Genomic DNA, 20,313 nt, shown 5'->3' on the forward strand with positions numbered 1-20,313 from the left:
CTTACAAGGTCGCGGACTTCGACAGCGTCTTGCCGACGTCCACGAATCCCTGCTTCTGAGCCACGAGCCGCCCGTCGCGCACCACTTGGAAGGTCACGCTCCGGTTCACGATCCGCGGGAATCCGGGCGCGCCGAGCATGTCCTCGAATCCCCAGCGCAGGGTGGGGGTGAGCCCGCCGGTCGACACCCGCACCCCGGCGTCCAGGGCACGCGCGATCATGCGCGGGTTGATCGCGTCGGCGTTCAGCGACTTGATGACGGTCCGCAGCACGGTGTAGGCGATCCAGGTGGTCTGCACGCCCGCGTCGGCCGGGTCGATCCGGTTGTCGCCGAAGGCGTGCGTACGGATGACCGACTGCATCTCCGACCAGCGCGTGTCGCCCGCTTCCGGGTACCAGCCGGTGATGTACGCGCCCTCCAGCGGGCCGTTGCGGCCGCCCGTGCTGTCGATGAGCGGCTGGCCGACGCTGCCCATGACCGAGGAGATCCGGATCTTCCGGTTGTCCTCGGGCAGTCGCCGGAAGGAGTCGACGAAGGTTTCGGTGCGTTCGCCGAGCGCGGCCGTGACACAGCCCGGACGGTCCGCGGTCCCGAGGCCGGCGGATGCCTTCTTGCGGGCCTGCTTGGCCTGGGCGGTGTAGTCGGTGGCGTCCTCGGCGGCCAGGACGTCCGTGGAGCCGCGACGACGGCCTGCCGCGAGGCCGGAGTTGAGCAGCGAGGGCAGCTCGTCCCCGGCGATGCTGTCCGGCCGCACGAGCGAGACCCGCCCGCACACGTCGGCGAGCTGCCGGCCGTTGCCCGCCAGAAGCGCCGCCTGGCCGCCGTTGACGGGGAAGGAGAGGTAGCTGGTGAACTCCTCGCTGGATATCCCGTACCCGCCGATGAAGGGGATGCCGGCGGCCTCCAGCGGCGCCATGAACGCGTCGCCGTGCTGGCTGTACGAGCCGACGACCGCGACGACGTTCTCCTTGACCGCCTGCCGGGCGCAGGCCGCGGCTCCGGTCGAGGTGTTCCCCTCGTTGCAGGAGATGACCCGCAGCTCGTGCCCGTCCAGTCCGCCGTCCACGTTGGCCCAGCGGGCGTACGCCTTCGCGATCGCCGGCATGCCGGGCATGTTCGTGGACCGGGTGTCCTCGGGGGCGAAGGTCATCACCTTGACGGGCTCCCTGGAGCCCCCCGATCCCCCAGGGAGCGCGCCGCAGCCGGCGACCAGCGACGCTCCGGCCGCCACTGCCGCCGCAGCGGTCGTCCATACGGCGCGAACCCGCGTGGTCCGTGAGGGGCGGGGGGAGGAGGAGCGTCGCCTACCGGTCATGGGCAAGCACATTTCCGCCTCCGGGGTAACGGCGCAGTGAGCATTGTTCAACAGAGGGTGACCAGAAGGTGAATTGCGGGGGGCGGTCGGGCTGCGCTTCGGGGGAACGTACGATCGAAGGCGTGCAGCAAGGTACGGACAGCTCTTCCCGTCGCGGCCGTCGCTCCTCCACCATGGGCGGCATGCCGCTCAATGACATGCCCTGGTGGCGCTGGCGCAGCAATGTGCGCTCCGCGCTCCACATGCTTTCCGATCCCGTCTTCCACCACGAGTGCTGGCTGGCCGGCCACGAGGGGTACGGCGACGTCACGGACGCCGTCTACCGCCTGGTCGAGGACACCTGGCTCGACAACTGGTCCGCCGAGAAGTACGTCGGCACGATCTTCCGCGACTCGGGCGAGGCCGCCCTCGTCGATGTCGCCGTCCTGCGCGTGCTGCGGATCATGCACCAGGTCGGTGCGGACGCTCCCGTGTCGGCCTATCTGGAGCACCACGGCTGGCCGGAGGCCGTCCGGGCCGCGCGCGAGGCGCACGTCCGGCTCTCGGTCAACGACGGCGAGGACCCCGACGCCCCGCCGCGCTCGCTGGACGTGCTCCGTATCATGACGCGGTCCGCCTGACGGACGCCGTACGGTCCGCACCGGCGAATATGGCACCCTACGGGGATGACTGACCAGTACGTCCTGACGCTCTCCTGCCCGGACAAACAGGGCATTGTGCACGCCGTGTCGAGCTATCTCTTCATCACCGGCTGCAACATCGAGGACAGTCAGCAGTTCGGGGACCGGGACACGGGTCTGTTCTTCATGCGGGTCCACTTCTCGGCCGAGAGGCCGGTGACCGTCGAGAAACTGCGGGCCAGTTTCGCCGCCGTCGGAGACTCCTTCCAGATGGAGTGGCAGATCCATCTGGCCGAGGAGCGCATGCGGATCGTCCTGATGGTCAGCAAGTTCGGGCACTGCCTCAACGACCTGCTCTTCCGCTCCAGGACCGGGGCGCTGCCGGTGGAGATCGCCGCGGTCGTCTCCAATCACACGGACTTCGCCGAGCTGGTCGCTTCGTACGACATTCCGTTCCACCACATTCCGGTCACCAAGGACACCAAGGCCGCGGCGGAGACGCAGCTGCTGGAACTGGTGCGTGGCGAGAACGTCGAGCTCGTGGTGCTCGCCCGCTACATGCAGGTGATCTCGGACGACCTCTGCAAGCAGCTGAGCGGCCGCATCATCAACATCCACCACTCCTTCCTGCCGAGCTTCAAGGGCGCCAAGCCCTACCACCAGGCGCATGCGCGCGGTGTGAAGCTGATCGGCGCGACCGCGCACTATGTGACGGCCGACCTCGACGAGGGCCCGATCATCGAGCAGGAGGTCGAGCGGGTGGGGCACGAGGTGACGCCGGAGCAACTGGTGGCGATCGGGCGCGATGTGGAGTGCCAGGCGCTGGCGCGGGCGGTGAAGTGGCACGCGGAGCACCGGATTCTGCTGAACGGGCGGCGGACGGTGGTCTTCGCGTAGCGCGGTCGGTGCCGGCGCGTTCGTGACGCGGCTCCGAGCGTGGCTCCGCCCCGCACCCCGCTCCCCAAACTCCGGAGGGGCTGAAGGTGCCGGAGGTGACCGCGTTCCGGAGCCGGCAGGGGTGCCTGTCCGTGGCTACAGGCGGCTCAGCGATGCCGCCGCGAACAGGACGTCCCGGATTGCCTCCCGGTCCCCGTCCTGGCCCGCCGCGGCCTCCTCCGGCGAGACATGGCCCGCCACCAGGCGGCAGAACTCCACCCCGTCCAGCGCCACTTGGGCCACCGCCTGGTCCGCGGATCCGACGGCCGCGGGGGAGTCCAGGGCGATGTACCAGTTCCCGCCGCCCGAGCCCTCGACCTCCAGGTGCAGCGAACGGCCCGGCGCACCCGCCGCCACCAGGTGCCGGGCCGGTCCCGAGAGGCCCGCGCGTCTGCGTTCGGCGAGCGCGGCGGGCAGCAGCCGTGCCGCCAGATCGATCATCCGGTGCAGATGGGAACCGCTCGGCGGTTCGTACGGGTAGTCGACCGCGTCCGCGATGTCGCCCGCGTGTATCCAGCACTCGAAGGCCCGGTCGAGCAGCGAGTCCCGCAGCGGCAGGGCGAAGGCCCCGTACGAGACGGACAGCTCGGCGACCCCGCGGCCCGCGAAGGAAACGGTCCTGATGAGGGCGTGGCTCTGGTCGCGCCATGGCTCGCGGACCGTGCGTGTGGGCGGCGCTTCGCCGCCGCCCCAGAACGCCTCGGTGCGTTCGGTGGGCACTCTCGGGGCGCTCGATCCGAGCGGATCTTCGAGGCCGAGTGCGCTCGCCACCAGGCCGTCGACCATCATCAGATGCCCGATCACCCCGGCGACGGTCGTGCGGCGGCTCACCTGGTGTTCGCCCTCGAACCATTTGAGGCGTACCGGCGCATGCCACTCGGACTCGCCGATGTCCCGCAGCAGCGCGTCGAGCCGCGCCGTCTCGGCGTCGTACGGATGAGCCCAGACCGGCACCGGGATCCGCGCGGGCCTGCGCCCCAGACAGTTCTCCAGGACCCGGAAACGCAGCAGCGGGTCGAGATCCAGATCCCGGTCGGTGTGCAGCAGGCCGACGGCGTCGCGCAGTCGCAGAGCCTCCTCCGCGCAGGGCGCGCAGTCGCCGAGGTGCTCCTCGACCGCCGCGGTCTCTTCGGCGGAGCAGGCGGACAGCGCCCATGCGCCGAGCAGGGACTTCAGCACGCTGTGCGACCGTGCTTCACCGTCGCGGGCGGTGGACGGCGCCTCCGGCTCGCGCGAGCGCACGGGCGGCTCCCCGGCCGCGGGTCCGGGCGGCCCGGGAGCCGGCCGCACGGGCGGGTCCAGGTCGTCCGGCGCCGACCGGGGTCCGGGTATGCGCGGCGCGCCCCGCACTTCGTCGCGGCCGTCGTCGTCGCCGTGGCGGCCGTTCCCCCGGCCGCCGCCGAGAGGCCCGCTCACAGGGAGCGTCCGTATCCGGGCGGGGACGAGCCCTCCAGCGGGCGCGTATGGGCGGTGGACAGCAGTTGGAGGCCGAGCCGCAGTCTGCGCCGGGCCTCGTCCTCGGTGACCCCGAGGTCGGCGGCGGTCTGGCGGTAGTCCCTGCGCTGGAAGTACGCGAGCTCCAGCGCGGCCCGCAGGGGCGCGGGCATCGAGGTGACGATGTAGTCGGCGCGGGCCGCGACGGCCGCCCGGCGCACCTTCTGTTCCAGTTCCTCGGCGGTGCCCTCCCCGCCCTCCGCGAGCGCGGCGGCCTCGGTCTGGCGCAGCCGCTGGACGGCGTGGCGGTTGGTGACCCTGGCCACCCAGGCCCGCATGGAGCCCTGCTTGGGGTCGTAGGCGTCGGGGTTCTCCCAGATGTGGCCGAAGACCTCACGGGTCACCTGGTCGGCGGCCTCGTCGTCGTCGAGCACTCGGTGGGCGAGCATGTGCACGAGTGAGGCGAACCGGTCGTACAGCTCACCGAGCGCGGCGGCCTCTCCTCGCGCGAGCCGCTGCTGCATTCTGCGGTCCCAGCGCGGCGGTGTGTCCTTTGCCATATGGCCCCCAAGCCTTGCCCTGTGCCCGTCGCCGCTTCGAATGTAGTGCGCGCTCCGGCGAACGCCCGCCCCTTTGGGGCAAGTGCGCCCCTGGGGAGGACACCGATGGTAAGGCGGAGCGGCCCTTACATGCCCCGCTGAGCTCCGTGTTTCAGCTGGGAGTGCCGGGGCAATCGCGAAGGAGGGGCAGCTTGCGGATGTGTGCGGCCGTGTCGGAACGGCTTGGTCACTCCGGATCGGCGCAAGGAGGTTTCCGCTCGTGATGCTCAAGGTGGACGAGACCTGCCAGGGCGTGTGGACCGTGCTGCACCTCTGCGGCGAGCTCGATCTCGTCTCCTCGCCCGTGCTCCGCCAGCATGTTCACGAAGCGGTCGCCGGAGGTCACCGCGATGTGGTGCTCGACCTCTCCGACGTGTTCTTCTGCGACTCCAGCGGCGTCGGCGTGCTGATCGCCTCCCGTCGGCTGCTGCGCTCCTGCCGGGGGCGGCTGCGCCTGATCCTGCCCGCCCGGGGTGGCGAGGACGGCTCGCACGTCAACAAGGTGCTGGGCGCGCTCGGTGTGCGCCGGCTCTTCGAGGTGTACGCGGACACCTGCTCGGCGACCGATGAGGAGGCCGAGCCGCTCTCCGCGTGAGCGGCCTCCCGTGCCGGTCCACCGCCCGTCACCGGGAGTCCGCTCCCATGTTGTCTTCGGGTAATTGGGGGAGTAATTGCACGCGTCGGCGCCGGGAGCCGTACGCTCCCCGCATGGACAGCGCAGAATACGAGCGCAAGATCGCGTCTCGCTTCGCCGCCTTCGACCAGGACGGCAACGGCTATATCGACCGTGAGGACTTCAGCGGGGCCGCGGCCGCGCTGCTCGCCGAGTTCTCCACCACCGCACGCTCGGACAAGGGCCAGGCCCTGTACAGCGGCGCCGAGGCGTTCTGGCAGGGGATGGCCGGGATCGCGGATGTGGACGGCGACCAGCGGGTCACCCGCCAGGAGTTCATCACGGGCGCGGTGAAGAGACTGCGCGACAACCCCCAGCGTTTCGCCGAGATCGCCCGCCCCTTCCTCCACGCGGTGATCGCCATCGCGGACGAGGACGGCGGCGGGGTGACTCCGTCGGCGGCGGAGCGGGTGCTGCGGGTGCTCGGGGTCGAGCCGGGTCTCGCCGCGCAGGTGGGCGCGGGCCTGGACACGGACGGGGACGGGCGGATCACGGAGGACGAGATCCTCTCGGCGTTCGCCGCGTACTACGTCACGCCCGAGCCGTAGACGTCTCCGACGCTCCCTGTGCGTGTCGCCGGGGCTCCGCCCCGGACCCCGCTCCTCATTCGCCGGTGCCCCGGGAAACCGTCGTGGCAGCGATTTGCCCCCTTCTACATGAGCTTCTGTGAAAGTAGTCCACCACAATGGCGCCACCTCGCCAAAGAGGCCAGTGGTGGCGCCATTGCGGTGGGGGCTTGCCTACTTCTCGTCGGCAGCATCGAGCGCCCGCTCGCAGGAACTGATACCGGAGCGGGATTCGGCGACGTCGACGACGAACACCCCGTCCTTGCCGATCGCTCCGTACTCGACCGCGAGCCGGTGCCAATGGGCGTTGATCTCCGCGATCTGATGGGGGTGTTGTTCGGGTACGGTCACGGTCGGCTTGGTGCTCCCCGCAGCGATCGGGCGCCACGCAACCCTGGGAAGGAGTAGGTTTTCCCCACGCGGCCACTCCCTCAGGCAGTCCAGACCGGCGCGCTCGATCAGCCCCGCGAAATCTTCTCTCCAACCCGTCATACCGGCCGTGATCTCCCGGCTCAGCCTTCGGGAGCCACGCAGAGCTGCGCGGTGACGACTGCGAACAGCAGCTCCGGGTCGACGAACTCCCCGGCGGCCGACGGGCCGGCGCGCCATGACAGCGGGTAGGTGTTGCGGTGGGCGGCGGGGATGCCGTTATTTCGCGAGGAACACCTCGGCCTCGCACTTGTCGGACCACTCGAGCCCTACGTGGACGGTCGCGTCGTCCAGGGCAAACATGCCGTCGTCTCCGACCGTCGCCACGGCGCCGTGGGAGCGCATGCACTTCACCCACTTATCCGCCTTGTTCCGGAAGTCGGGATCTTCCCTGGCGGACCGCCACGACGGCGTTTCGGGCTCCAGGTGCCCGCACTTCTTCTGGCCTGCCGGGAACTTCGGGTCCTTGTCGCGGTCCTTGAATGCGCTGAGGTCGCCTTCCTTGTTCTTTCCCACCTCGACTCCTTGCTTGGCCATGCAGTCGTAGTACACCCTCCAGACCCTGAGCTGTTCCTCGTCGGAGCTGTCCGGCCTGACGAGAGGTCGCTCCACCTGCTTCGCCGGCTTGTCCCCGGTGCCCTTCGTGGGTCCCTTTACGCTCGCGACCCCCGTGCTCTCCTCGTCCTTTGACTGATCGGCTCCTCCTCCGCACGACCCGAGCAGTAGCGTTCCGGAGAGAGCGGTGACTGCCGCGAGCAGACGCCTCGAGCCAGTCGAGCGGAAGGTATCGGCAGCTCGCATCGTGTGAACCTCTCGTCCATTCCGTTTACCCCCGGCCGGGAGATGCGGACAGACCGCGTGGTCGCGCATCCACCCCCGTGGCCGAGCGCTTGCCTGAAGCGGGCAAGGCGCCCGCTCCGGGTATACGGAACCGACAATGCCGGAACGGATTCAACACACCTTCAGCTAGGTGTATCGAAGTCGTCAGCATGCGTATGATTTCCCGGCTCAGCCCTCGGGAGCCACGCACAGCTGCGCGGTGACCACCGCGAACAGCAGCTCCGGGTCGACGAACTCCCCGGCGACCGGCGGGCTGTACCCGCTCCACCCCGGGTGGGCCGGGGCGCAGGTGGGTTGCCCGAGCGGCCTAAGGGAACGGTCTTGAAAACCGCTCCTGCAGCCTGTACTTGAGCACCTTCCGCAGCGTCTCGTTCCGTGGCAGCCCCTCCACCACCTCCAGCTGTTCCGGCAGCTTGTGCACCGACAGACCCGCCCCGCGCAAGTACGACGTCACGGCCGCGAGAGTCAACACCTCCGCGCCCTCCGGCTGTTCCACCACCGCGCAGACCCTTTCCCCGCGCTCGGGGTCCGGCAGCCCGATCACCGCCACGTCCGCGACACCCGCGTGCCCGTGCAGCAGGTCCTCGATCTCCTTCGCCGAGATGTTCTCGCCCTTGCGGATGATCACGTCCTTGAGCCGGCCCGTGAGGACGAGGTGCCCGGACTTTGTGACATGTCCCAGATCGCCGGTGATGAAGAACCCCTCGCCGTCGAAGGCCTCGGCCGACTGGGCCGGATCCAGATAGCCCTCGCACACCGCCTCGCCGCGCAGCCGGACCTCGCCGTCGACGATGCGTATCTCCATCCCTTCCGGGGGCCTGCCCTCCGTCGTCGCCAGGTTCTCCACCGTGTCGTCCGGCGCACCCATCGTGATCATGGGGACTTCGGTCATGCCGTAGCCGTGGGTCAGTTGGCAGCCCATCTCCCGTACGACGGCGTGGTAGATCTCCGGAGGCTTGGGCGCCCCGCCCCCGGCCAGCAGCCGCAGGCTCGGGATGAGGGGCCGCTCGGGCGCTTTGCGCTGTTCGGTGAGGAACATCGAGTAGAAGGCCGTGGAGCCGCCCGCCACGGTCACCTTGTGCCGGCGGTACTCCTCCAGTGCGTCGGGCAGCGCGAAGTGCTCGAACATCACCGCCGGGAAGCCGTAGAGCAGCAGCATCACCGTGTAGTCGGGCCCGGCGATGTGCGCGAAGGGGAAGGCCATCGAGCCGACGTCGTCGGACGACAGGTGCAGCGCGTGCGCCAGGCACGATCCGCCCGCTATCAGTGAACGGTCCGTGTGCAGCACGCCCTTGGGGTCCGAGGTGGTCCCCGACGTCCAGTAGATCCAGCGCACGTCCGTCCCCGAGGCGGGCGGGGGCGGCAGCACCGACGGATCGGCGTCGGGGAGCGTGTCGTACGCCTCGAAGACCAGCGGTGGTTCGGGCAGCTCCAGCGCGAGGCGGTGCGCCATGCCCGTGTGGTCGAAGCCCCGCCAGGTGCCGGGCACGGCGAAGAAGGACGCCTTGGACTCCCGGAGCGCGAAGCCGACCTCGCGGTCCCGGTAGAAGGGGATCACCGGCGACTGAACGGCCCCGATGCGGGCGAGCGCGAAGGAGAGCAGTGCCGTCCCGATCCGGGTCGGCAGCTGCCAGGCGACCACGCTGCCGGGCCGTACGCCCAGTTCGTACAGGCCGGCGGCGACCCGCTCGGAGCGGTCCCGCAGGGCGCCGAAGGTGAGCGTCCGGTCGCCCTGGAGGAGCACGGGACGGTCCGGGGTGAGCTCCGCGCGGCGCTGGAGAAGTTCCCAGAGCGTGCGTGATGCGCCCAGTGCGCGTGCGGTCTCGTTCATGGCCGGACCTCCATGGCTGACGGATAGTCAGATCGTGCGCAGAGCGTAGGGCCCGCCGCCTTGTCGGTCCAGAGGTGCGGGGCTAGCCTGATTTCTGACGGGTCATCAGATTTGACTCACCGGATTCACCGGCGGGCACGGCGGAGGGGACACCATGACCGAACTTCCTCGGATCGTCAGCGTCGACGACCATGTGATCGAGCCGGCGCACCTCTTCGAGACCTGGCTGCCGGCCAAGTACCGCGACCGCGGCCCCCGGCCGCTCACCGCGGGCATCGGCGAGCTCGCCTACGTCGCCGGGAAGTACCGGATCACCATGGATCCGGACGGTCCGCCGACCGACTGGTGGATCTACGAGGACCTGAAGTTCCCGTACAAGCGCAATATCGCCGCCGTCGGCTTCGACCGCGACGACATGACGCTCGAAGGCATCACCCGCGCTGAGATGCGGCCCGGCTGCTGGGACCCCAAGGAACGCCTGAAGGACATGGATCTCAACCATGTCGAGGCGTCGCTCTGCTTCCCGACCTTTCCCCGCTTCTGCGGACAGACCTTCGCCGAGGCACACGACAAGGAGGTCGCGCTCGCCTGCGTGCGCGCCTACAACGACTGGATGGTCGAGGAGTGGTGCGGCGACAGCGGCGGGCGGCTCATCCCGCTGTGCATCATCCCGCTGTGGGACATCCACCTCGCCGTCGCGGAGATCAGGCGCAACGCCGCCCGGGGCGTGCGGGCCGTGACCTTCAGCGAGATCCCCACCCATCTCGGGCTGCCGTCGATCCACTCCGGCTACTGGGACCCGTTCTTCGCCGTCTGCCAGGAGACCGGCACGGTCGTGAACATGCACATCGGGTCCAGCTCCCAGATGCCCGCCGCCTCGCCGGACGCCCCGCCCGCCGTGCAGGCATCGCTCAGCTTCAACAACGCCATGGCCTCGATGATGGACTTCCTCTTCTCCGGGGTGCTGGTGAAGTTCCCGCGGCTGAAGCTCGCCTACAGCGAGGGCCAGATGGGCTGGATCCCCTACGCCCTGGAGCGCGCCGACGACGTGTGGGAGGAGCACCGCGCCTGGGGCGGGGTGCGCGATCTGATCCCCGAGCCGCCCTCCACGTACTACTACCGGCAGATCTTCTGCTGCTTCTTCCGCGACAAGCACGGAATCGCCTCGCTGGACGTCGTCGGCCGGGACAACGCCACCTTCGAGACCGACTATCCGCACGTCGACTCGACCTTCCCCCACACCAAGGAAGTGGCCCTGGACCATGTGAAGGGCCTCGACGACGAGACCGTTCACAAGCTGATGCGGGGCAACGCGATCCGGATGCTGGGGCTGGACCTCGACTGATGGATCTCACGTACACCGAGGAGGAAGAGGCGTTCCGGGCGCGGCTGCGCGACTGGCTTGAGCTCTCGCTGCCCAGACTGCCCGCGAAGCCCGATCCGCTGGACTGGCCGGGCCGCCGGGCGTACGACACCGCCTGGCAGCGGATGCTCCACGACGCCGGGTACGCGGACGTCCACTGGGACGCGTCCCCGACCCAGCGGCTGATCTTCCTGGAGGAGACGGAGAACGCCGGAGCGCCCTATGTCGGCGCCAACTTCGTCGGACTCCTCCATGCCGGGCCCACGATCGCCGCCGAGGGCACGGCCGGGCAGCGGGAGCGCTGGCTGCCGCCGGTACTGCGCGGCGACGAGATCTGGTGCCAGGGCTTCAGCGAGCCGGGCGCCGGCTCGGACCTGGCGTCGCTGCGGACACGGGCCGTGCGCGACGGGGACGCGTACATCGTCACCGGCTCCAAGATCTGGACCTCGCACGCCGAGGTCGCCGACTGGTGCGAACTGCTGGTGCGCACCGACCCGGACGCGCCCAAGCACCGGGGCATCACCTGGCTCGCCCTGCCGATGGACGCGGACGGGGTCACCGTGCGACCCCTGCGGACGCTGGCCGGGACGGCGGAGTTCGCTGAGATGTTCCTGGACGAGGTGCGGGTGCCCGTGGCCAACCGGGTCGGCGAGGAGAACGACGGCTGGCGCGTCACCATGGTCACCCTCTCCTTCGAGCGCGGCACGGCCTTCGTCGGCGAGGTCGTCGCCTGCCGGCGCACGCTCGGCGAGGTGGCCGCCGCAGCCCGCGCCAACGGCACCTGGGACGACCCGGTGCTGCGCCGAAGGCTGGGCCGGCTGCACGCGGAGTTCTCGGCGCTGTGGCGGCTCACCCAGTGGAACGTCAGCGAGGCCCAGAGCACCGGAGGGGTCCCCGGCATCGGCGGCTCGGTCTTCAAGCTCCACTACTCCCACGCCCGTCAGGAGCTCTACGACACGGCCGCCGAGGTGCTCGGACCCGGCGCCTTCGACCTCGACCGGGAGTGGACCGCGGACCGGCTCTCCTCACTCTCGTACACCATCGCCGCGGGCACCTCCCAGATCCAGCGGAACATCGTCGCCGAGCGGATTCTCGGCCTGCCGAAGGGGCGCTGATGGACTTCCGGCTCACCGACGACCAGCGAGCCCTCCGCAGGGGCGTACGGGAGCTGCTGGCGGGCCGCTTCGGACCGGAGGTGCTGCGGGCCGCCGTGGACCGCGAGGGCGCGGTCGACCGGGAGCTGTGGCGGGAGCTCGGGGAGGCCGGGTTCTTCTCGCTGCGGCTGCCGGAGTCGCAGGGCGGGGCCGGGCTCGGGCTGCCCGAGGCGGTCCTGGTCTTCGAGGAGGCCGGACGGGCGCTGCTGAACGGGCCCCTGGTGGCGACCCATGTGGCCGCCGGGCGGGTGCCGGGCGCCGCGGACGGGAGCCGTGTGATCACTTGTGGCACCCAACTGCCCGCCTTGGTGCCGCACTTCGCCGACGCCGACGCGGTCGTCGTGATCCACGGCAGCGCCCTGCGGGTGCGGGACCCGAAGGATCTGCCCCACGCCCGCCCCATGCGGTCCATGGACCCGCTCACGCCGCTGCACCGGATCTCCGCCGGGCCCAAGGCCCCGCCGCTCCCGGACGCCGTGCTGCTGACCGCGGCCGAACAACTCGGCTGCGCGGCCCGCGCCACCGAGATGGCCGTGCGATACGCGAAGGACCGCGAGCAGTTCGGCCGGCCGATCGGCGGCTTCCAGGCAGTCAAGCATCTGTGTGCCCAGATGCTCGTACGCACGGAAGTGGCACGAGCGGCGGTCTACGCGGCGGCCGTCACCGGGGACTTCACCGAGATCGCCGGGGCCAAGCTGCTCGCCGACGAGGCCGCCGTCCGGGGGGCGCGGGACTGCCTCCAGGTGTTCGGCGGTATGGGCTTCACCTGGGAGGCGGACGTTCATCTCCATCTCAAGCGGGCCTGGTTGCGCGCGCGGATGTGGCTGACCTTCGCGGAGGCGGAGGAGGTCCAGGCGGAGGCCTTGGCCTCAGCACTCTGAAGCGTCACCGAGCGTCGATACCGGGTTGTGTCCTTCGGACGACTCGTCACGGGCCGGAGTCGGGGTCACGCTCCGGTACTCTCCGTGGGATGCGAGTGGTTCCGAGGCAGAGTTGTCACGGTGTTGCCAGTGCGGCGGCTCCGGGCCCGGGAATGCACACCGTTCGCCCTGCGCGAGTACGGGTTACGGCCCTCTGTTCGACTCCGCGCGGCGTGCGTCGCACAGTATGCACCACGGGTACTCCTTCGCGATGGAATATGCCCGAAGCGCTTGTTGCGGTGACTGTACGTCAACCATGCTGTCCTGCAAGGGAGTCACGTTCGGTGACCTGGTTCAGGACCTTGTCGAGGCGCGAGGCGATGTGTCCGCCGGTTCGGATGGTGTGAGCGGTGCAGGTGCTTCTGGTTCAGTTGGAAGTCGGGCCCGACCCCGCGGAGGTGGGACGAGCCCGCAGGTGGGCCCGTTCACGGCTCGCCGGGTCCGGGATAGGGGACGACGAGCCGCTGGCCGAGACCCTGATCCTGCTGATTTCGGAGCTCGTCACCAACGCGGTCGTACACACCGGCTGTCCGGCGGTACTGCGGATGCTCTTCGGCGCCGGGGCCGCTGAAGCCGGGACGGTCCGCGTGGAGGTCGCCGACATCAGCTCCTGCCCGCCGAGGCCGCGCCACGCCGAGGGCGGCGACACCAACGGCCGTGGCCTGGAACTGGTCGACGGACTCGCCGACCGGTGGGGCTGGCAGCCGGAGGGCGCGGGCAAGTCCATCTGGTGCGAGGTGGACCGGGGCGCACCGCACGTGGTGTACGAGCCCACGGTGCGTGGTTTCGCGTCCGCCCTGAGGCAGCCTGCTCTCTGACGCCGCCCGCAGGCTCTACAGGACCGCGACCGGAGCGACGGGGGTTCCGGTGCCGCCGACGAACGGCTCGGGCATCGCCGACAGCAGGAAGGCATAGCGCCTTTCTTCCGCACAGGCTGTGGACAACTTTTCCAGATTCCAGTTCTGTCCCTGGAGCATGCCCATCTCCACGAGGTCGAGGGCGTGCACGGGCATCCAGAGATCCTCGATCTCCGGCGGGAAGATCTCGAAGGTGAGGGTGTCGTTCGCGACGGCGGCGACATCGTGGGAGTGGAACCACTCGGGAGTGCGGACGGACAGGCCCGGCGACGGGTATCCGTAGCCGTGCCTGTCGCCCGCGAGAGCGACCTGGATCTGTCCGGTCCGTACGAGAACGATGTCACCGGCCCGGACCCTCACGCCGCCGAACTCCGCGGCCTCGTCCAGGTCCTCGGGTGTGACGGCGTGGTCGCCGGGCAGCCGGTCGAGGCCTCTGGCGCGCGCGACATCCAGCAGAACGCCCCGGGAGACGATGTACGGGGCCTTGTCGATGCCGCTGAACTGCGCGCGGGTGTGCGGCGTGATCGTGTCCGCGGGCCGGCCGTTGTAGAGCTTCCCCGAGTGCGACGCGTGGGTCAGGGCGTCCCAGTGGGTGGCTGCCTGGAGCCCCATGGTCACCGTGTCGTCGCTGGTGGCGACCGTGCCGGGGCCGAAGAGTTCCTGATTGATCTGGACCATGGTGTGCAAGGGGTTCACCCGGCCCGGGATCACCCCGGTCTGGATGCCGTCATGGTGGAGGGGCAGCGCGAGGGGGACGCGCCGGCCCGTACGCACCTCTGCCGCGGCGGCTCTCACCACCTCGTCGGTGATCAGGTTCAGCGTCCCGGTCTCGTCGTCCGCGCCCCAACGCCCCCAGTTGTTCACGCGCTTGGCGATCTCGTGGAATTCGGCCGGGAGTGACATCGGGCCTCCTGGGGCTTGTGCTCGGGTATCCGGCTGACCGTAGAATCTAACGGTCCGTCAGAAACCGCGGGAAGGGGCCGGACGTGGGGAACTTCTTGGCAGGCAAGGTCGTCGCCGTGACGGGCGGGGGCCGTGGCATCGGCCGGGCCGTGGCACTGGCCGCGGCGGCCGAGGGCGCCCGGGTCGTCGTCAACGACTACGGCGTCCCGGTCGAGGGCGGCGAGCCCACCTCGGAAGTCGCCGCCGCGGTCGTGAAGGAGATCGTCGCGGCGGGCGGCGAGGCCGTGGCCGTGGCCGACGACATCTCGACCATGGCCGGAGGGCAGCGGATCGTGGATGTGGCCCTCGCCGAGTTCGGGCGGATCGACGGGGTCGTGTGCGTGGCCGGGATCCTGCGCGAGCGGATGCTCTTCAACATGTCGGAGGAGGAGTGGGACCCGGTGGTCGCCACCCACCTCAAAGGCACCTTCACGGTCTTCCGGGCGGCCTCGGCCGTGATGCGCAAGCAGGGCGGCGGAACGCTGATCGGCTTCACCAGCGGCAATCATCAGGGCTCGGTCGCCCAGGCGAACTACTCCGCGGCGAAGGGCGGCATCATCTCGCTGGTGCGCAGCGCGGCCCTGGGCCTGAACAAGTACGGCGTGACCGCGAACGCCGTGGCTCCGGTGGCCCGGACGCGTATGTCCGCGAACGTCCCGATGGAGCTGAAGGAGATCGGCGAGCCCGAGGACGTGGCGGCGCTGGTGGTCTATCTGCTCTCCGACCGGGCCCGTGAGGAACGGATCACGGGCCAGGTGTACACGATCGCGGGCCCCAAGATCGCGGTGTGGGCGCAGCCGAGGGAGCTGCGGGCCGGGTATGCGGAGGGAGGGTGGACACCGCAGCGGATCGCGGACTTCCTGCCGGGGACGGTGGGGGTGGATCCGATGCCGCTGCTGGCGCGGCTGGAGGACATGGCGAAGGCGGCGGCCTCGGGCTCCCGCCCGAACACCTAGGGCCGCTCGTTTGGATCTTGCCGGGCAGGCGCGGAACCAGACCCCGCTCACCGATCCGGCCTGATCCATACGGAAGACCCCAAGGGCGCTCCTGCATCTCCCGTGGGCTCTGCCCAGCCCCGGAGGGCGCTCCGGAGTCCGGGGCTTCGCCCCCGTACGGGAAGGGGCGGGTGGGGAAACATCAACTCCCTGGAGGAGACGTGGACTTCGCGTTCGGCCCCGACGACGACGCCTTCCGCCAAGAGGCGCGTACCTGGCTCATGGCCCACCACCCCGAGGGCCGCTCACACGCGTGGGAGCGCGAACTCGGCCGCGCCGGATGGATCGGGATCGGCTGGAGCGAGGATGGGTACGGCAACCGGCGGGCGAGCCTCACACAGCAGGTCGTCTGGGCCGAGGAGTACGCCAGAGCCGGCGCCCCCGCCCGCCTCGGCCACATCGGCGAGAACCTCCTCGCCCCCACACTCCTCGCACACGGGACCCGGGCTCAGAAGGAGCGCTTCCTGCCCGCCGTCGCCCGCGGCGAGGAGCTCTGGTGCCAGGGCTACAGCGAGCCCGACGCCGGATCCGACCTCGCCGGGCTGAGGACGGCGGCCGTCCGTGACCAGGACACCTACCGCGTCAGCGGCCAGAAGATCTGGACCTCGCTCGCCCAGGACGCCGACTGGTGCTTCGTGCTCGCGCGGACCGACCCGGGATCGCGGCGCCACCACGGACTGTCGTTCCTGCTGGTGCCGATGGACCAGCCGGGCCGCGTCGACGTACGCCCCATCCGGCAGATGACCGGCACCAGTGAGTTCAACGAGGTCTTCTTCGACGGGGCCGAAGCCCGCGCCGACCACCTCGTCGGCGGCGAGGGCAACGGCTGGCGGGTCGCCATGAGCCTGCTCGGCCACGAGCGCGGGGTCTCCACGCTCGCCCAGCAGATCGGCTTCGCCCAGGAGCTGGAACGGATCGTGCGGCTGGCCGTCGACGGCGGAGCCGTGGACGATCCCGTTTTGCGCGACCGGCTCGTACGCCAGTGGGCCGAGCTGCGCACCATGCGATGGAACGCCCTGCGCACGCTGGGCCGTTCCGACGAGGACCCCGGCGCCCCCAGCGTCGCCAAGCTGCTGTGGGGCGGCTGGCACCAGCGGCTCGGCGAGCTCGCCATGGCCGTCCGGGGCGCGGGCGCCGCCATGGGGCCGGACGACTGGAGCATCGAGAGGCCGTACGAACTCGACCCTCTGCAAAGGCTGTTCCTCTTCACCCGCGCCGACACCATCTACGGCGGCTCGGACGAGATCCAGCGCAACATCATCGCCGAGCGGGTGCTCGGCCTACCGAGGGAGCCCCGATGAGAGGTGTCGTCTTCGACGGCGAGCAGCCCCACGTGGTCGACGATCTGGAGATACGGGAACCCGGCCCCGGCGAGGTCCTCGTGGCCGTCGCCGCGGCCGGGCTGTGCCACAGCGATCTCTCCGTGATCGACGGCACGATTCCCTTCCCTGTCCCGGTGGTCCTCGGGCACGAGGGCGCGGGCGTCGTCGAGGCGGTCGGCGCGGGCGTCGGCCATGTGGCACCCGGCGACCATGTGTCCCTGTCCACGCTCGCCAACTGCGGCGCCTGCGCCGACTGCGACCGCGGCCGGCCCACCATGTGCCGCAAGGCGATCGGCCGCCCAGGACGGCCCTTCTCGCGGGGCGGCGAGCCCCTCTTCCAGTTCGCCTCCAACTCCGCCTTCGCGGAACGCACGATCGTCCGGGCCGTCCAGGCCGTGAAGATCCCCTCCGATCTGCCGCTGACCTCCGCCGCGCTGATCGGATGCGGGGTGCTGACGGGCGTCGGAGCCGTACTGAACCGTGCGAAGGTCGACCGTGGCGACACCGTCGTCGTCATCGGGACGGGCGGCATCGGACTCAATGTCCTGCAGGGGGCGCGGATCGCCGGGGCGTCGGCGATCGTCGCCGTCGACTCGAACCCGGCGAAGGAGGCGGTGGCCCGGCAGTTCGGGGCGACGGACTTCCTGGCCTCGGCCGAGGGCGTACGGGACCTCCTGCCGACCGGCGCCGACCACGTCTTCGAGTGCGTCGGACACACCGGCCTGATCCGGCAGGCGATCGACCTGCTCGACCGGCACGGGCAGGCGATCCTGCTCGGCATGCCGGCCGCGACGGCGGAGGCGTCCTTCGTGCCCGCGGCGATGTTCCTGGACAAGTCGATCCTGGGCTGCCGCTACGGCTCCTCGCGCCCGCAGCACGACATCGCGCTCTACGCCGAGCTCTACCGGCAGGGCCGGCTGCTGCTCGACGAGCTCGTCACCGAGACGTATCCCGTCGAGGACTTCGCGAAGGCGGCGGACGACGCGCACCACGGGCGCGTGGCGCGCGGTGTGCTGACCTTCTGAGCACGCACCCGGTCGAGCCGGCTCACCCCGTGGACGAGGCGCGGAAGGCCCGTCGGTACGCGGTCGGCGGGACCCCGAGCGCCGTCTGGAGATGCTGGCGCATCGACTGTGCGGTGCCGAAGCCCGCGTCCCTTGCCACCTGGTCGACCGAGAGATCCGTGGACTCCAGCAGGTGCCGGGCCCGCTCCACGCGCTGCCGGGTCAGCCACTGGCCGGGGCTGATGCCCGCCTCCTCGCGGAAGCGGCGGGTGAAGGTCCGTACGGACATGGACTCCTGGTCGGCCATGTCGCGCAGCTGGATCGGCTCATGGAGCCGGCTCAGGGCCCAGGCGCGCGCCGGTGGTGGTCGCCATCTGCGGTTCGGGTACGGGCCGGTGGATGTACTGGGCCTGCCCGCCGTCCCGGTGCGGCGGCACGACCGTGCGGCGCGCGACCTCGTTGGCGACGGCGGTGCCGTGGTCGCGCCGCACGATGTGCAGACAGAGGTCGATGCCCGCGGCGACGCCCGCCGAGGTGAGCACGTCCCCGTCGTCGATGAAGAGCACGTCCGCGTCGACCTTGACGGACGGGAAGAGCCGCTGGAAGTGCTCGGCGGAGGACCAGTGGGTGGTGGCGGGCCGGCCGTCGAGGTATCCGGCGGCGGCGAGGACGTAGCCGCCGGTGCAGATGGAGACCATGCGGGTGCCGGGCCGGATGTGCGCGAGGGTGTCGGCCAGCTCGTCCGGGAGCCTGCCCTCCTCGTAGACCGGGCCCAGTTCGTACGAGGCGGGGACGACGACGGTGTCGGCGGTGGCGAGCGCCTCGGGGCCGTGTTCGACGTCGATGGAGAAGTCGGCGTCCGTGCGGACGGGTCCGGGTCGTAGGGAGCAGGTGAGGATCTCGTACAGCGGACGGCCGTCGGTGTCCTTGGCGCGGCCGAAGATCCGGTGTGGAATACCCAGCTCGAAGGGGAGCAGCCCGGTCAGGGCCAGCACGACGACCCGGTGCGGGGCGGCCTGGTGTCTCCCGAACTCAGCCATGGCCCGATCCTATCGAATGCTGTCCCCCGGGCCACTCGTCCGGTCGGTTCGCCTCACCGGATCCTGCTTGACGTGACGCAGACAACCGGACTACCCGCCCAGGACAGCCTCCCGACAGCCCCGCGCCGGCCCGGACGGGTCCACCGGGCGTGGTTCGTCGCGGCCGTGGCGTTTGTGACGATCATCGGGGCGGCCGCGTTCCGGTCCCTGCCGGGTCTGCTGATCGATCCGTTGCACAGCGAGTTCGACTGGTCCCGCGGCACGATCGGCTTGGCGGTCTCCGTCAATCTCGCGCTGTACGGACTGACCGCGCCCTTCGCGGCGGCGCTGATGGACCGCTTCGGCATCCGCCGGGTGGTCGCCGTCGCGCTGACGGTGATAGCCGTGGGCTCCGGCCTGACCGTCTTCATGTCCTCGTCCTGGCAACTGGTCCTCTACTGGGGCCTGCTGGTCGGCCTCGGCAGCGGATCGATGGCGCTCGCCTTCGCCGCGACGGTCACCAACCGATGGTTCACCGAGCGCCGTGGCCTGGTCACCGGCATCCTGACCGCCGCGTCCGCCTCCGGCCAGCTGATCTTCCTGCCGCTGCTGTCCTGGTTGGTGGAGCACCACGGCTGGCGTCCGGCGTCGATCACCGTGGCGCTGTCCGCGCTCGCCGTCGTGCCCTTCGTCTGGCTGCTGCTGCGCGACCACCCGGCGGATGTGGGGCTGGCCCCGTACGGCGCCGAGGAGTTCGTCCCGAAGCCCGCGCCGGTGCCGGGCGCGGCCCGCCGTGCGCTGACGGTGCTTCTCTCCGCCGCGAGGACGGGCCCGTTCTGGTTGCTGGCGGGGACCTTCGCGATCTGCGGCGCCTCGACGAACGGCCTGGTCCAGACGCACTTCGTGCCCGCGGCCCACGACCACGGCATGCCGATCACGGCCGCCGCGTCGCTGCTCGCCGTGATCGGCGTCTTCGATGTCGCCGGCACGATCGCGTCGGGCTGGTTCACCGACCGCTTCGAGGCCCGGCGGCTGCTGGCGGTCTACTACGCGCTGCGCGGCATCTCGCTCCTCTTCCTGCCGATGCTGCTGGCCCCGTCCGTCCATCCGCCCATGGTCTTCTTCATCGTCTTCTACGGCCTCGACTGGGTGGCCACCGTCCCGCCGACGATCGCCCTGTGCCGTGAGCACTACGGCGACGACAGCGCGATCGTCTTCGGCTGGGTCCTCGCCTCCCACCAGGTGGGCGCGGCACTGGTGGCGTTCGCGGGGGGCCTCGCGCGGGACGCGTTCGGTTCGTACGACGTGGTCTGGTACGCGTCGGGGGCGCTGTGCGCGGCGGCGGCGCTGATGGCTCTGGTGATCCGCCGCGGGCCGGTGGTTCCGTCGCAGGCGGTGTCGCCGGTCTCTCCCGCGAAGGGCGCGCCCGACCCGGTTGCCTGACGCACGCCCCGGTGGCACGGTGCCGGGAGCCGCGGCGACTTCGACGCAGCC

Annotated in this window: 19 protein-coding genes and 1 pseudogene; 12 read left to right on the forward strand and 8 right to left on the reverse strand. The window is 70.6% G+C overall.

Features of this window, described 5'->3' with window-relative positions; genetic code table 11:
* Nucleotide 1: 1 nt before the first annotated feature.
* Nucleotides 2-1,315 (reverse strand): ABC transporter substrate-binding protein, encoded by a 1,314-nt coding sequence (locus OG293_RS19930; RefSeq protein ID WP_406000129.1) that lies wholly within the window; start codon nt 1,313-1,315, stop codon nt 2-4.
* Between the two features lie 173 nt (nt 1,316-1,488).
* Between OG293_RS19930 and OG293_RS19935 the strand changes: the two genes are divergently transcribed.
* Both OG293_RS19935 and purU read left to right on the forward strand, forming a co-directional pair.
* The gene (locus OG293_RS19935; RefSeq protein ID WP_406003651.1) at nt 1,489-1,935 is read left to right on the forward strand and encodes a hypothetical protein; all 447 of its coding nucleotides are present in this window, start codon (nt 1,489-1,491) and stop codon (nt 1,933-1,935) included.
* Nucleotides 1,936-1,980: 45 nt separating this feature from the next.
* Nucleotides 1,981-2,832 carry a formyltetrahydrofolate deformylase gene (purU, locus tag OG293_RS19940; RefSeq protein WP_406000130.1) on the forward strand — a complete coding sequence of 284 codons (852 nt, stop codon included), beginning with the start codon at nt 1,981-1,983 and terminating at the stop codon, nt 2,830-2,832.
* 135 nt (nt 2,833-2,967) lie between these two features.
* Here the strand turns inward: purU and OG293_RS19945 are convergent, their stop codons facing one another.
* Nucleotides 2,968-4,287, reverse strand: coding sequence for a maleylpyruvate isomerase N-terminal domain-containing protein (locus OG293_RS19945; RefSeq protein WP_406000131.1), 1,320 nt, complete (start codon nt 4,285-4,287; stop codon nt 2,968-2,970).
* Complete coding sequence (locus OG293_RS19950) at nt 4,284-4,865, reverse strand: sigma-70 family RNA polymerase sigma factor (RefSeq protein ID WP_406000132.1); 582 nt, start codon at nt 4,863-4,865, stop codon at nt 4,284-4,286. Before OG293_RS19950 ends, OG293_RS19945 begins: the two co-directional genes overlap by 4 nt.
* Nucleotides 4,866-5,124: 259 nt before the next feature.
* On the opposite strand from OG293_RS19950, the gene OG293_RS19955 reads away from it, so the two are divergent.
* Complete coding sequence (locus OG293_RS19955) at nt 5,125-5,499, forward strand: STAS domain-containing protein (RefSeq protein WP_406000133.1); 375 nt, start codon at nt 5,125-5,127, stop codon at nt 5,497-5,499.
* A 113-nt stretch (nt 5,500-5,612) separates the two neighbouring features.
* Nucleotides 5,613-6,125, forward strand: a complete 513-nt coding sequence (locus tag OG293_RS19960) for an EF-hand domain-containing protein (RefSeq protein WP_406000134.1) — start codon at nt 5,613-5,615, stop codon at nt 6,123-6,125.
* A gap of 192 nt (nt 6,126-6,317) precedes the next feature.
* On the opposite strand, the gene OG293_RS19965 is transcribed toward OG293_RS19960, so the two are convergent.
* From OG293_RS19965 to OG293_RS19975, 3 genes are all read right to left on the reverse strand, one after another.
* Nucleotides 6,318-6,494: a hypothetical protein gene (locus OG293_RS19965; protein WP_406000135.1), complete on the reverse strand. Its 177-nt coding sequence runs from the start codon at nt 6,492-6,494 to the stop codon at nt 6,318-6,320.
* Nucleotides 6,495-6,791: 297 nt separating this feature from the next.
* Nucleotides 6,792-7,373: a hypothetical protein gene (locus tag OG293_RS19970; protein WP_406000136.1), complete on the reverse strand. Its 582-nt coding sequence runs from the start codon at nt 7,371-7,373 to the stop codon at nt 6,792-6,794.
* Nucleotides 7,374-7,719: 346 nt separating this feature from the next.
* On the reverse strand, nt 7,720-9,243 hold the full coding sequence (locus tag OG293_RS19975; RefSeq protein ID WP_406000137.1) for a class I adenylate-forming enzyme family protein: 1,524 nt from the start codon (nt 9,241-9,243) through the stop codon (nt 7,720-7,722).
* Between the two features lie 154 nt (nt 9,244-9,397).
* Here OG293_RS19975 and OG293_RS19980 point away from each other — a divergent pair, with 154 nt between their 5' ends.
* From OG293_RS19980 to OG293_RS19995, 4 genes are all read left to right on the forward strand, one after another.
* The gene (locus OG293_RS19980) at nt 9,398-10,588 is read left to right on the forward strand and encodes an amidohydrolase family protein (RefSeq protein WP_406000138.1); all 1,191 of its coding nucleotides are present in this window, start codon (nt 9,398-9,400) and stop codon (nt 10,586-10,588) included.
* A complete protein-coding gene (locus OG293_RS19985) occupies nt 10,588-11,721 on the forward strand; it encodes an acyl-CoA dehydrogenase family protein (protein WP_406000139.1) in 1,134 nt (377 codons plus the stop codon). Before OG293_RS19980 ends, OG293_RS19985 begins: the two co-directional genes overlap by 1 nt.
* Nucleotides 11,721-12,641 carry an acyl-CoA dehydrogenase family protein gene (locus tag OG293_RS19990; RefSeq protein WP_406000140.1) on the forward strand — a complete coding sequence of 307 codons (921 nt, stop codon included), beginning with the start codon at nt 11,721-11,723 and terminating at the stop codon, nt 12,639-12,641. Before OG293_RS19985 ends, OG293_RS19990 begins: the two co-directional genes overlap by 1 nt.
* Before the next feature lie 389 nt (nt 12,642-13,030).
* Nucleotides 13,031-13,498: an ATP-binding protein gene (locus tag OG293_RS19995; RefSeq protein WP_406000141.1), complete on the forward strand. Its 468-nt coding sequence runs from the start codon at nt 13,031-13,033 to the stop codon at nt 13,496-13,498.
* Nucleotides 13,499-13,513: 15 nt separating this feature from the next.
* On the opposite strand, the gene OG293_RS20000 is transcribed toward OG293_RS19995, so the two are convergent.
* The gene (locus tag OG293_RS20000) at nt 13,514-14,440 is read right to left on the reverse strand and encodes a cyclase family protein (RefSeq protein ID WP_406000142.1); all 927 of its coding nucleotides are present in this window, start codon (nt 14,438-14,440) and stop codon (nt 13,514-13,516) included.
* Between the two features lie 83 nt (nt 14,441-14,523).
* Here OG293_RS20000 and OG293_RS20005 point away from each other — a divergent pair, with 83 nt between their 5' ends.
* The 3 genes from OG293_RS20005 to OG293_RS20015 all read left to right on the forward strand — a co-directional run bounded on the left by OG293_RS20005 (nt 14,524) and on the right by OG293_RS20015 (nt 17,821).
* On the forward strand, nt 14,524-15,435 hold the full coding sequence (locus OG293_RS20005; protein ID WP_406000143.1) for an SDR family oxidoreductase: 912 nt from the start codon (nt 14,524-14,526) through the stop codon (nt 15,433-15,435).
* A 200-nt stretch (nt 15,436-15,635) separates the two neighbouring features.
* Nucleotides 15,636-16,775 carry an acyl-CoA dehydrogenase family protein gene (locus OG293_RS20010; RefSeq protein ID WP_406000144.1) on the forward strand — a complete coding sequence of 380 codons (1,140 nt, stop codon included), beginning with the start codon at nt 15,636-15,638 and terminating at the stop codon, nt 16,773-16,775.
* Entirely contained in the window at nt 16,772-17,821 is a 1,050-nt protein-coding gene (locus tag OG293_RS20015; RefSeq protein WP_406000145.1) for a Zn-dependent alcohol dehydrogenase, read from the forward strand. The genes OG293_RS20010 and OG293_RS20015 overlap by 4 nt, the downstream gene beginning before the upstream one ends.
* A 22-nt stretch (nt 17,822-17,843) precedes the next feature.
* Here the strand turns inward: OG293_RS20015 and OG293_RS20020 are convergent.
* Nucleotides 17,844-18,840 (reverse strand): annotated as a pseudogene (locus OG293_RS20020) (GlxA family transcriptional regulator).
* A gap of 72 nt (nt 18,841-18,912) precedes the next feature.
* Between OG293_RS20020 and OG293_RS20025 the strand changes: the two are divergent.
* Nucleotides 18,913-20,262, forward strand: a complete 1,350-nt coding sequence (locus OG293_RS20025; protein ID WP_406000146.1) for an MFS transporter — start codon at nt 18,913-18,915, stop codon at nt 20,260-20,262.
* Nucleotides 20,263-20,313: the final 51 nt, after the last annotated feature.

This window comes from Streptomyces sp. NBC_00829, assembly GCF_045161795.1.
Classification (GTDB): Bacteria; Actinomycetota; Actinomycetes; order Streptomycetales; family Streptomycetaceae; genus Streptomyces.